We start from the raw sequence: 12,549 nt of genomic DNA on the forward strand, positions 1-12,549 counted from the left end.
AAAGAGCCCCGGTCATCAACTGTGACCGGGGCTCTTTGTTTCATAAAGGATAAGTGCTAAATCGTTTTGGCTAAGCTCGCCATATTATAATTGGTTTCAAACGTAATGCTTGCCGACAATATTCCTTGCCTAACCGTGAAGTCAAAGTAAATTTCTCCATGTGTCCAACTTTTCTTACGCTTCAACGATTCAAGCGCCATCTGACGAAAAGATTGATACTGAATCTCCGTAAGGCCTTTGACCGTAATCGCTGGAAGGACGCCGTCCTTGCTTTCGAACGGAAGATGCTTCACACCGAATTTACCGATTTTATTATTCCTGATGTGAACAAACACCGTACCTGAACTTACATGGGATAACTCATCTTTAATCCTTCTAAACACCAAATCGATTTGTCTTGCAAGCGACATTTGATCCAAACTCATCATCTTCCCCCTTAAGTTTTTAAATTTTACTTATTATGTAAATTACGACTGTAGACCTATTATATCTACATAATTTACAAATTTCAACAATTTATTTTAATATTCTTATAATTTTTACTATTCTTAATACTCTCTTTACAAATACTGCTTGTATACATCGAATACGAACGATATTTGTCGAATTTGTGTAGAATATTTCCAGATACAATGTTATAATTTTCAAACATAGTCCATTATTCCTGCATACATTACAAATTTCGCAAGGGAGTCGGTCAATTTGGATAAAATGTCAACTTTATCTTTTAGAAAGAAATTACAGTTGGGCTGCTACGGGTTAATAGGTTTGAACTGTGTATTTCTGTTAGTCCTTACGATCTCATCGGAGTGGAACCGCTTACTAGGAATTATTTTCCTTGTTCTGCTTCTTGCATTAAGCTACCCTTTCATTAGATGGTTTGAAAACCAATTGACAGAACCTGTGGCCGACCTGTCCCGCATTGCACTCAACATCTCCAAAGGCGACTTTTCTCAAAAGGTAACGGTAACTTCCGACGATACACTAGGTCAACTTGGCCAATCCTTCAACAAAATGATCGATAAGCTGCGTGATATTCTTCGCGATACAGGTTCCATATCCAAGCAAGTTTTCCAAACAAGCCGCGATATTTACTCCAAAAACGAAAACTTTCGCACAGTCCTAGAACAAGTGAGCATTTCGGCCCATGAGCTAGCTGCCGGTGCCGGTCAAATTTCTGAAGAAGTATCCGGTGTATCGATTACGACCAAAGACATAGAAGTGAAGATTGTCAATTATGCTGGTTCCGCAAAAGAAATGAAAGATCGCTCCGATCAGATGATGACTCTGGTTGAGAAGGGCCGTACTTCCGTTGAAAGCCAAGGCGTCGGCATGAAGCGAAATGTGGAAGTGACACAGCAGGTCTCCGAAACCATTGACATGTTGGCTCGTCAAGCGGCCGGTATTACTAACGTAACCCGCTCCATTTCGGAGATTGCTGAGCAAACGAACCTGCTGTCGCTCAACGCATCCATTGAAGCCGCCAGAGCCGGCGAGCACGGACGGGGTTTTGCAGTCGTCGCACAAGAGGTGCGCAAGCTAGCTGAGGAGTCCACGTCCCTTACTCGTGAAGTGTTTGGCTTCGTCAAGAGCATTGAGCAGGGCATCCAGGAAGCAATCCGCAGCATTCAAGTCAACGAAGATGTCGTGAAAAAGCAAACCATACTTATCGATCAAACAGAAACGGTCTTCGCACAGATTGTCGATAGCGTTGGTTTTATCTCGGAAGAAATTAACCGCTTTGCAGAAGAAAGCGAACAAATGCTAGTCAGCTCCGAGCAAATTGCTGCCGCCATGGAGAACATCTCGGCAATCACAGAAGAATCCGCTGCAGGAACACAAGAGGTTTCGGCATCCATGAACGAACAGATCGCTACCGTTCAAGGCATCGTCTCACAAGCTGAGGAAATGACGCGTGTCGTCACACAGTTGCAACAGACAATTCAAGTGTTCAAGCTGTAAGATTAAACTTATATACACAAAAGGGATGCCCTGGCGTAGATACTATCTACTTCCAGGGCATCCCTTTTTCTTTTAAACCTGAACTTTCGCCTCTGTCAACCGCATGAATTCCTTCACATCTTGAATTGCCATGTCTACAGCGCTTTGCCAGAAGTCCGGCTCAGTCAGATCAACACCTAGATGCTTCTGCGCGAGCTCTTCCACGTTCATGCTGCCTGTATCTCTCAGCAGAGAGATGTACTTATCTTCGAATGCCGCGCCTTCTTGTACAGCTCTCGCATAAATACCGGCGCTAAACATATAGCCGAATGTGTATGGGAAGTTGTAGAAAGGCACATCCGTTGCATAGAAATGCAATTTGGCCGCCCAGAAATGCGGATGATAGCTGCTCAGCGCATCTTGGTAGGCAACCTTCTGCGCGTCTACCATCAGCTCATTCAGACGCTCTACGCTTACGAGTCCTTGACGTCGCTCGGCGTAGAAGTTCGTTTCAAAAATGAATCTCGCATGGATATTCATGAAGAAAGCGATGGCCCGCTGGATTTTATCTTCAAGCAAAATAATACGCTCTTCATCGGTCGAAGCGCTCTTCACAACAGCGTCCGCAACGATCATTTCCGCGAACGTAGACGCGGTTTCCGCCACGTTCATGGCGTACTCTTGCGCGAGGGCCGGCATATCCGTCATAACGTGCTGATGGTAGCCGTGGCCGAGCTCATGCGCAAGCGTTGAGACGTTGTTCAGCGTGCCGCCATACGTCATGAAGATCCTTGTCTCTCCCGCGACAGGGAATGATGTACAGAAACCGCCTGGGCGCTTCCCAGCGCGGTCCTCGGCTTCAATCCAGCGATTCTCGAAGGCTTGCTCCGAGAAGGCGGCCAGCTTCGGGCTGAAGCGCTCGAACTGCTCAATAATGAGGCTTGCGCCTTCATCGTATGAAATTTTCTTCGAGGAGTCGCCCAGCGGAGCATCGACATCTACCCACGCCAATTTCTCAACGCCAAGCAGCTTCGCTTTTCGGTTCAAATAGTCGACGAAGATGGCTTTATTGCGATCGATGACCTCCCACATAACATTCAGTGTCTTCTCTTCCATACGATTAATCGCGAGCGGCTCTTTATGTATGCTGTTCCAGCCTCTGTATTTGTACACTTGAAGGCGGAATCCGGCCAGATGATTCAACGCCTCTGCGCAGTAATCTTCCTTGTCCGTCCAGGCCTTTTCCCAACTGTCAAACAAAGCAAGCCGTTCTTCACGGTTCTCTGTATGCAGCTTATTGAAAGCTTGGCCGGCCGAAAGTTCAACCGTCTCACCGTCAACCTCCACAGGCATACGGAATTGACCTACGGTAGAATTATACAAGTCGCCCCACCCATGATAGCCGTCTACGGCCAAATCATTGATTAATGCTTCTTGCTCCGGTGACAGCTTTTCTTGTGCCAACGCACGACGTTCATGAAGCGGAAATGCGATCGCTTGGAACGGTTCTTTCTTCAGAATTTCTGACCAAACCGCATCCGGAATACCGGTAAGCACTTGGTCAAAATGTGTGAGTGACGACAAATGCTCAGCATATAAGCTTTTGACCTGTCCATTCAATACAGGCGCTTTCTTATCCTTCTGATTATCGGCTAGCAGACAGCCTACAAAAGAATCAGCCTCGTGAATATTTTTCAAATTACTCTGGAACAATTCTACCAGCTTCGCGAGACCATCCGTTTCTGCTGCTTGCTGTGGGGATGGTGTGTTCCGCACTTGCTCTTGGAAAGCCGCAATCGAAGCTTGAAGCTCCTTCAGATGTGCTGCGAATGCAGGAGACTCACTTCCACCAGGAAAAAAAGTTTCTAAATTCCACGTTTGATTAAGAGGTAAATGAAGCAAAGCTATCACCTTTCCTTTCCTGCTTTTATTAAATCATAAACGGTCTATCAGGAGCAATCAAAGTAATCTTACTCATTGCTTATAGGTAAGAAGTATGATTCAATAAAAATAAAGTTCCTGCAAAAAAATCGGAACAGGATGGTGTGATAACAATTATGAAACCGTTACAAATTTCTCCAGAAACAGCCGTCAAGTTGGCTGAGCAGCTTAAAGTGCCTTTGGAACATCTCATGCATATGCCACAACATATTTTACTTCAAAAATTAGCAGAGCTCGCGAAATCTTCCACATCGGAACAAAGCGAACCGGAATCGAAGTAAGCTGTGTTGTTTCCTTTTGCTAACACTTGGCCTTATGACATTGTAATGAAGGACGTTTATGTGGCCGAATGTCCGTTTTGCCATAGCTCCAATGTGCTGCTGCCGCTGAAAATCCACGAACTGAAATCCATTCACGAAGGTAAAAAAAAGCTGCTTGTGTTTCCTTGCTGTCACAACAAGCTGACGCTCATAGACACAGACCGCGATTACTTATTGGCGGACACCGCTATACGAACGAAACAATCGTAGCTTTCAAGCGCAAGGAGTAGAAAGAGTTCCTATGAATGAGTATCTCGTTCCTTTGACAAGTGCATGCACGCTAGTCACACTGAATTACGTGGCTATGAAAGTACGCAGCAAGATGCTGACCGATTCCTTCGAGCAGCTTCTTGCGCCTTTGCTCACCGGTCTTGCTTGTATCATCATGATGCTCGAACCTCTGCCCGAGCCGTTCGGCCTAATTGATTTACGCTCCTTGCCTATCTTCATGGCCGGCTTGCGTTACGGCATGCCGATTGCCCTTCTTTCAACCGTCTTGCCGACGGGCTTCAGCCTTATCTCGCATGAAAATCATGTCTGGTTCAACATCGCACAAGATCTGCTCGCCCCTGCACTAATAAGCTCCGTGTTTCATAATAAAGAATACCGCAATGGCTTCTTGGACATTCCTATTCGACACAGCCTCCAAATATGCACGTATGTCTTTCTCTTGCGCCTCCTGATTCATGGATTGCTCATAAGCCGATTGTCCTGGCATTATGTCGGTGATCAGCTTTTCATGCTGGCGATCATGTCCGCTACTTTCATCACGCTCATCATAATGGTTAATGATGAGAATAAAAGTTGGCGCTTACAACGCCAGATGGAGCTCCAGGCCAATCAAGACAGCTTAACCAAACTTCCTAATCTGCGCAGTTTTATGCCCATTGCCAACAATGCCCTCAATCGAAGACAAATGTCTATCATGATGATCGATTTGGATAACTTCAAACAATATAATGATCTCTTCGGGCATCTAGAAGGCGATCAACTCCTAAGAGAAATTAGCCATGTCCTTCGGCACCATATCCGTGAAGAGGATTATCTCGCAAGATACGGCGGAGAAGAGTTTATTCTTCTCAGTTCAGAGATAGATCCGATTAAACTTAGCTTATACGCCCAGCGCCTATGCTTTATGGCTGCCCAATCGTTCCTTCATAAAAATCAAAGCGTTGCAACACCCATAACGATTTCTATTGGCATTTCTACCGCTAAATCGCCCCAGGCTGAATTAACTCAATTGATCTATGAAGCAGATCAAGCCCTCTATGAATCCAAACGTCAAGGAAAAAATCGGTTCACCCACTACAAGGAACTCCAAGTGCTTGATCAAAAAATGAACGCTTAACTATGCAAGGGATCGCACTCAAGCAATCGCCACATCACATAGGCAAGCGTTCATCTCATTTTTATTCGAGCTAATTAAGTAGCTTGTTTCATTTCGTCCGGCAATTCCATACGAATGGCGAGCATATCCTCACGAGTTACAATCCATTGTTCGCGGCTCGCTCGAATCATCGCAGCGTCCATGATTTTACGGTCATTAATGATGCGCGAGAACCATTTGACTGCGTCATTGAAACGACCCAACCTGCGGTTGAGTTCCCCCATAAGAAACATTAGCCTTGCATTGTTCAGATCCATGCCTTCATTCTCATATACGTGCACATACGCTTCCAAGGCAAAAGTCAAGAATCGCTTCTCTTGCTCCCAATCGCCTTTGGTTCTGTACAGCCATGCCAAGTGGTGAAGAAGTCCTGCTACAACGCGGGATTTCTCCTCTTTAATTTGCGCGCTGACCAGCGCCAGCTTGAAACTCTGCAGGGTAGTATCCCACGTTCGTTCGCCGCCAAAGCTGCGCATCGCCCAGTACTTGCCAATTTTCTCGTGAAAGGCTTCACGTTGCGATGGCTTCCACTTATCCGAAAAGTTTTCCGTATGCGCATAACCGCAGTAAGGACAAATCCTCACGATATAGTAATCAGGGTTGATCCCCTTATAGTGAACGCAAAAATCCGCGTCTGTTTTGCTCGCTTTTTTGAAGCTTGGACGAACCTTCATGGATTTGAAGGAATTGTCGCAATACGTACATTTCACTGAAATCTCATACAAAGGTTCAACCATCTTGAAACCCCGCCTCTTCTCTGGAAAGTATAGGAAAGAAGAACTATTCTTCTTCAGGTGTATTCACAAAATGATAAGCGGAACCTTTCAATCGTTGCAGCAAAAATTCCCGTAGATCCTGCGGCAAACCCACTTCCTCCATAGCGCCGGCCATACAGCCTAACCATGCGTCTGCACGTTCCACTGTGATAGGAAAAGGCATATGCCTTCCTCTCATCATAGGGTGTCCATGGACATCTGAATACAGCGTCGGACCTCCAAAAAATTGGCTTAAAAACATATATTGTTTATCCATAACGGGTTCAATATTCGAGGGGAACAGGGGCGCCAACAAAGGATTCTTCAGCACTCTAGGATAAAATGCTTCCACAATCCGGCGGACCGTCTCTGCTCCCCCCATCAATTCATACAGCGTATTGCGTTCTTGCTCTGACATGGTGAGAACCTCTCTGCTCGTAATGACTTAATAGTTTTCTACATCCTCATCCCCTGCATGCATGAGCGTTTCTCGAATGACAAACACGAACATACAAACGACCAAACCGACGATGACACTTGTCATTTGAATCACTCCCGCGGCCTAGGATATAAGACTATTACTAGTCCTATTTTACCATAAATACACTTACATAACAGTACCAAAGTCTAAGTTTTTTAGGCCGGCATGTATGTCCCATTTCTTTCATATAGTTGAGGAGGAGGTGTAGAGTTCTATGGAGAAAAGAAACTTTACCGCGGCGCTACTTATGGCCTTTGTTGTTATTGCCATTATTCTATGCTTATTTGCCTTCCCTCATGCCGGACTTCAAGCAGCCTTGCGCGGTGTTTCCATTTGGTGGGACGTGCTGTTCCCCGCCCTCTTTCCCTTCTTCGTCATCTCCGAAATTATGCTTGGCTTCGGCATCGTTCACTTCTTCGGCACTCTGCTGGATCCGATGATGCGCCCCGTTTTCCGTATACCGGGCATCGGCGGCTTCGTCGTGGCCATGGGCTTCGCGGCCGGTTATCCTGTCGGCGCTAAATTAACGGGCCAGCTGTGGACCCAAAAGCTCGTAAACCGCGAGGAAGGCGAACGGCTCGTCGCATTTACAACAAGCTCCGATCCAATCTTCTTGATTGGAGCTGTTTCTATAGGTTTCTTCCATGATGCCTCACTCGCTATCATTCTGGCTGTAGCTCACTACGGAGGCTCTCTTATGATTGGATTGATGATGCGATTCCATGGCAAGAAAAGCCGCCCTACCGAGCAAAAGAGCGCCAGCCAAGGCTGGATATGGAAGCGCGCCTTTGAATCCATGCATGTTGCCCGCATGTCCGATGGAAGATCCATCGGTGCGCTTCTCAGCCAATCCGTCCTTCAATCGGTAAATTTAATTTTCGTTGTAGGTGGACTTGTTGTCTTCTTCTCCGTTGCCTTGGAGGTCTTAACTCAAGCTAAGGTCATGAATGCCATATACATGCTCATTGATTCCCTTTTGCGCTTTACAGGACTTCCCCTTGAATTGTCACAAGCTGTCATGAACGGTTTATTCGAGGTGACGATTGGGGCAAAGGCTGCTGGCAATGCTCCTGCTGCATTGGCGCTTTCCAGCAAAGTTGCGATTGGGGCGTTCATATTGTCATGGGGCGGATTGTCGGTGCATGCGCAGATCGTTAGTCTTTTAAGTCATACGAACCTCCGTTATATGCCTTTTTTGATCTCCCGTTTCATCCATGCATTGCTTTCCGCAGCTATTGTGATTATTTTTTGGGAGCCTTTGCAGGTCTTCCGAGACACCAAAACGGTTTTCATGCCGCAGTATGATCCAACATCTCCCATTCTCAGCTATCTCAGGCTCCTGCTCCCTATGAGCGGAACCGTTATCTTGGCTGCTTTTACTGTCATTGCGGGGCTCTTTGCTGCATATTCCTTACTTAGACTCGTGTATGAAAAAGTTGGTGGAACAAGATAATATGGGTAATTACCATGACAATGATAATTACAATTATGATGATAAAAGGGAGTGAACATACCGTATGCAAAACTCCGTCCTCCGAGTAGCCAAAACATTGCCTCCTGCGATTGAGCGGTTATCCGAGTTAGCCATTAATCTATGGTTCAGCTGGAACTATGATGCGCTACAACTTTTTGCACAAATGGATCCTGTCAAATGGGCTCAAACCGGCCATAATCCCGTTCGTCTCCTATATGATTTGGACGATGCTAAGCTTGATGCTTTAAGTCATAATGCAGAATTTCTAACCAGGTATCGACAAGTGATCGACAGGTTCGACGCCTATTTAAACGGGCCCACCTGGTTTCAAGAAAAACATGGCGATCGAGGCTACGTCAAAGTTGCCTATTTCTCCGCCGAATTCGGCTTCCATGAATCATTGCCGATCTATTCGGGTGGCCTTGGCATTCTTGCAGGCGATCACGCGAAATCAGCCAGCGACTTGGGCATTCCCTTAGTTGGTGTTGGCCTTCTTTATAAAAAAGGGTACTTTACGCAAAAAATCGATGCTTCAGGCGGACAACAAAGCCACTTATACGATTATGACTTTGCCAAACTTCCGATTGCGCCGGTTCTTCATCAAGGCGCGCCTCTCACCGTCTCGATTGACATGCCGGGCCGGGCTATCACCTTGCAGATTTGGCAGGTACAGGTCGGCCGCAATCGGATTTATTTACTCGACGCCGATCATGAAGCCAATCAACATGCTGATAAAGAATTGACCGCACAGCTATACGGCGGAAATCAGGATACACGAATTGCTCAAGAAATCGTGCTTGGCATTGGCGGCGTCAAAGCGCTTCGTGCGCTGGGCATTTACCCCAATGTGTACCACATCAACGAGGGTCACGCAGCTTTCCTTACTTTGGAGCGATTGAAGGATCTGCTGCATCTAGGTCTGCCTTTTCACGTGGCAGTCGAAACGGTCCGCTCGGCTACCGTCTTTACCACACATACACCTGTTCCTGCGGGCCATGACACGTTCTCTATCGGGATGTTGGAGCATTATCTCGGACCGCTGTTCAATGAGCTGTCACGCCATAAGCAGGCGATTATAGCACTCGGACTTGACCATCACACAGGCCAATTTAATATGACTCATTTGGCCATGAATACGGCTGGACTCCGCAATGGCGTCAGTAAACTGCATGGGCAAGTTTCCCGTGAGATGTTCAAAGAATTTCATGGACACATTGACGCTAGTGAAGTCCCAATCGGTTCCACTACGAATGGTGTTCATTTGGAAACATGGACAGCATCAAGCTGGAAAGAACTGCTGGATCGCTTCCTGCCCGGCACGTGGCGAGAAGAGCAAGCCAACAAGCATCAATGGCAGCAAGTCGAGGTCATCCCCGATGAATCCATCTGGAAGGTGCACCAGCAGTTGAAAGATGATTTAGTGAGCTTTGCTCGCCAGAATTTGATGGAGCAGCGCAGGCGCAATGGAGAATCCGAGCAGCGAATTGAGGAAGTTAGACATTATTTGAATCCAAAAGCTTTAACCATCGGATTCGCGAGACGATTTGCGACCTACAAGCGGGCTAATCTCATTTTTAACGATTTATACCGGCTTAAGAAATTAATTAATGACCCTGAACGGCCGGTCCAGTTCATTTTTGCCGGCAAAGCTCACCCTGCCGATTATCCCGGTCAGGAGCTTATCCGTGAAATTTACCGAGTTTCGAAAATGAAAGAATTCGAAGGCAAAGTCGTGATGCTCGAAAACTACGACATCAACATGGCTCGTTACCTCGTACAGGGTGTAGATGTCTGGCTGAATAACCCTCGAAGACCCCTTGAAGCCAGCGGAACTAGCGGGCAAAAAGCGGCAATGAACGGTGTTCTTAATTTTAGCGTGCTGGACGGTTGGTGGGAGGAAGGCTACAACGGAACGAACGGTTGGGCGATTGGTTCCACTGGTACGGCCGATTGGGCTGCGCAGGAGAAAGAAAATACCCAGTCCATTTATCACATTTTGGAGAAAGAAATTATTCCCTTGTACTACAACCAAGGAAATCTCCCGCATCAATGGATTAGCCGGATGAAGCGTTCTATCCAATCGCTCAGCCCCGTGTATAACACACACCGCATGGTGCAGGATTATACGGAAGAAACCTATTTGCCGACAGCGGATCGAGCACGCTTGTTTGTTGCTAATCATTATGAGGTTGCGACGAAGGTTGCCGATTACAAGCAATTCATCCGTAATAACTGGTATCAAGTAAAAATCATTGGGATCGATGACCGCTCCGCCAAATTGTCGACGGAAGTGCCCTTAAGCGAAATCAAACCGACAACCAAGGAAGTGAGCGCGCAGATTTATTTCGGCCCTATTTGGCCGCAGGATACAGCGGTAGAGATTATTTATTACGAGGACAACGGTGAAAAGTGGGAACAAAAAATCATCCCGATGGAGCCATCTGGCGAACTGATTGAGCACGTGCAGAGCTATAGAGCAAACATACCCGGACATCTCGTCCATGGGCCGCACTTCTCTATCCGTGTTCGACCTATTTCGACAAACTTCGCCCATGCTTTTGAACTTTCACTAGTAACCAGCACATTATCATGGCAATAAATGTATGAATCCCTCGATTAAGCCCCTTTTGGGGCTTTTCTTATTTTCTTTTATAAATTATTATGAAAAGAGAACTTACGGTATGTGTATGCGTTCATGAATGCAAATCTAACCACTTGGTGATGCTATGGATTGGAATAAGGCACTAGAATTGGCATATATCGCACCGAACTCCGATTGTCATTTGATTGTTGTCGGTGAGTCCAAAGATGGACAGCCTTTTTGCTATGAAGATAATTTCTACATTGATAAAATTGGAGAAGATTCCTTCACAGTTTGTTTAGAGCTCGCGGGCGCGTTTCCATTCGACAAACTTGAACATGTTTCTTTTATTGAATTTTCTTTTAAAGACCGTGGAATTTTATACTATACGCACGTGGAGTTACTTCAACTTGAGATAAAAAAAGCGATTTGTTACCTCACGCTATCTATTCCCGAAGAGATTCAGCAGCATCAGAACCGACAGCACAACCGGGCTAAGATCTCCCTTCGAACACCCATTACCCTTCAAATTGTCGGCATTCGCGGCTTATCCGCACGCAAGGGCGTCGCTTTCTCCGGACAGCTGCTCGATATCAGTGCAGGAGGTCTTTCTTTTGTTACGACAAACCGGCTTTTTTATCCCTTATTTCTGGAATTCAGCTTCATCCTGTCAGGATTTCCACACCCCATTACCGCTTATGGCGAGATTATTAGGGTGACAAATTTCAGCAACGATTCTTATCGTGTCGCTGCCAAATTTCGGCATACACCTGAATCTATCCTGCAAGAAATTGACAAATACTGCACGCTTCAATAGGAGGAAAACGATTGAAATACAATGTCATTGAACGAGGCGATGATATCTCCAAGGAGCTGACAGCACGGTTCCACGCGCTCGCCGCTGAACAAGGTATGCCAAGGGATGAAGAGAATCCCGACATTGTCCTTTCCATTGGTGGAGATGGGACGATGCTGCAAGCCTTTCACAATTATGTACATCGACTGGATCACATCGCTTTCGTCGGGCTTCATACCGGACATCTGGGCTTTTTCGCAGATTGGAAACCACACGAGTTAGATCATTTAGCTTCGCTCGTGTTCAATGTAACCACCCCAGAGGAACTTCATGTTGTCCAGTATCCCGTTGTTGAGATTGAAATCACGACTGAAAATGGTGTAGAAACGCATTTGGCTCTCAACGAATTTACGCTGCGGGGCATTGAAGTATCGCTCGTTGCACGTCTGCACATCAACGACGAAATGTTCGAGATGTTCCGCGGTGACGGGATCTGCATATCCTCGCCTGCGGGGAGTACGGCTTACAACAAAAGCTTGGGCGGAGCCATGGTCCATCCATCTTTGGAAGCTATTCAGGTGGCAGAGATTGCTTCAATCAACAATAGAGTTTACCGAACTTTAGGCTCGTCCATGATTTTGCCGGCGCACCATCACTGTGACATTTATCCAAAAGCACATCAGAATATGCTGCTCTCTCTTGATCATAAGTACATGCAGCGCAACGATGTCGTTTCTATTCGCTGCCGCGTTGCTTCCCATGTCAAAGTAAAGTTTGCCAGATTCCGTCCTTTCCCTTTCTGGAACAGGGTTCGCGAAGCTTTTGTAGGATTAGAGTTGAAATAAGCCAAAAAAAAAGACGCCTTCCTTCCTC

Annotated in this window: 12 protein-coding genes; 8 read left to right on the plus strand and 4 right to left on the minus strand. The window is 46.3% G+C overall.

All coding sequences use genetic code 11. The annotated features are described in order from the left end of the window. Positions 1–56: 56 nt before the first annotated feature. On the minus strand, positions 57–425 hold the full coding sequence (locus ACUN27_RS32065; RefSeq protein ID WP_445560244.1) for an O-methyltransferase: 369 nt from the start codon (positions 423–425) through the stop codon (positions 57–59). A 286-nt stretch (positions 426–711) separates the two neighbouring features. Here ACUN27_RS32065 and ACUN27_RS32070 point away from each other — a divergent pair, with 286 nt between their 5' ends. Then, positions 712–1,962: a methyl-accepting chemotaxis protein gene (locus tag ACUN27_RS32070; protein ID WP_379175124.1), complete on the plus strand. Its 1,251-nt coding sequence runs from the start codon at positions 712–714 to the stop codon at positions 1,960–1,962. A gap of 72 nt (positions 1,963–2,034) precedes the next feature. Here ACUN27_RS32070 and ACUN27_RS32075 read toward each other — a convergent pair whose 3' ends face one another. Beyond that, positions 2,035–3,843 carry a M3 family oligoendopeptidase gene (locus tag ACUN27_RS32075; protein ID WP_445560245.1) on the minus strand — a complete coding sequence of 603 codons (1,809 nt, stop codon included), beginning with the start codon at positions 3,841–3,843 and terminating at the stop codon, positions 2,035–2,037. Positions 3,844–3,998: 155 nt separating this feature from the next. Between ACUN27_RS32075 and ACUN27_RS32080 the strand changes: the two genes are divergently transcribed. From ACUN27_RS32080 to ACUN27_RS32090, 3 genes are read left to right on the plus strand one after another with little or no spacing between them, the layout of a single operon-like run. After that, positions 3,999–4,163 (plus strand): YycC family protein, encoded by a 165-nt coding sequence (locus tag ACUN27_RS32080; protein ID WP_315953201.1) that lies wholly within the window; start codon positions 3,999–4,001, stop codon positions 4,161–4,163. 6 nt (positions 4,164–4,169) lie between these two features. Beyond that, a complete protein-coding gene (locus ACUN27_RS32085; protein ID WP_127453219.1) occupies positions 4,170–4,412 on the plus strand; it encodes a hypothetical protein in 243 nt (80 codons plus the stop codon). A 31-nt stretch (positions 4,413–4,443) separates the two neighbouring features. Beyond that, positions 4,444–5,550 carry a GGDEF domain-containing protein gene (locus ACUN27_RS32090; protein WP_315953200.1) on the plus strand — a complete coding sequence of 369 codons (1,107 nt, stop codon included), beginning with the start codon at positions 4,444–4,446 and terminating at the stop codon, positions 5,548–5,550. A 74-nt stretch (positions 5,551–5,624) separates the two neighbouring features. Here ACUN27_RS32090 and ACUN27_RS32095 read toward each other — a convergent pair whose 3' ends face one another. Together ACUN27_RS32095 and ACUN27_RS32100 are read right to left on the minus strand one after the other, a co-directional pair. After that, the gene (locus ACUN27_RS32095; RefSeq protein WP_445560246.1) at positions 5,625–6,326 is read right to left on the minus strand and encodes a DUF2225 domain-containing protein; all 702 of its coding nucleotides are present in this window, start codon (positions 6,324–6,326) and stop codon (positions 5,625–5,627) included. 43 nt (positions 6,327–6,369) lie between these two features. Continuing rightward, positions 6,370–6,762: a globin domain-containing protein gene (locus ACUN27_RS32100; protein WP_315953198.1), complete on the minus strand. Its 393-nt coding sequence runs from the start codon at positions 6,760–6,762 to the stop codon at positions 6,370–6,372. 277 nt (positions 6,763–7,039) lie between these two features. Between ACUN27_RS32100 and ylbJ the strand changes: the two genes are divergently transcribed. The 4 genes from ylbJ to ACUN27_RS32120 all read left to right on the plus strand — a co-directional run bounded on the left by ylbJ (position 7,040) and on the right by ACUN27_RS32120 (position 12,521). After that, on the plus strand, positions 7,040–8,278 hold the full coding sequence (gene ylbJ / locus ACUN27_RS32105) for a sporulation integral membrane protein YlbJ (RefSeq protein ID WP_445560247.1): 1,239 nt from the start codon (positions 7,040–7,042) through the stop codon (positions 8,276–8,278). A 64-nt stretch (positions 8,279–8,342) separates the two neighbouring features. Continuing rightward, positions 8,343–10,898: an alpha-glucan family phosphorylase gene (glgP, locus tag ACUN27_RS32110; protein WP_445560248.1), complete on the plus strand. Its 2,556-nt coding sequence runs from the start codon at positions 8,343–8,345 to the stop codon at positions 10,896–10,898. Positions 10,899–11,025: 127 nt separating this feature from the next. Then, a complete protein-coding gene (locus ACUN27_RS32115) occupies positions 11,026–11,697 on the plus strand; it encodes a PilZ domain-containing protein (RefSeq protein ID WP_315953195.1) in 672 nt (223 codons plus the stop codon). An 11-nt stretch (positions 11,698–11,708) separates the two neighbouring features. Next, positions 11,709–12,521, plus strand: coding sequence for an NAD kinase (locus ACUN27_RS32120; protein WP_315953194.1), 813 nt, complete (start codon positions 11,709–11,711; stop codon positions 12,519–12,521). Positions 12,522–12,549: the final 28 nt, after the last annotated feature.

The sequence above is a fragment of the Paenibacillus sp. WC2504 genome, from assembly GCF_052682475.1.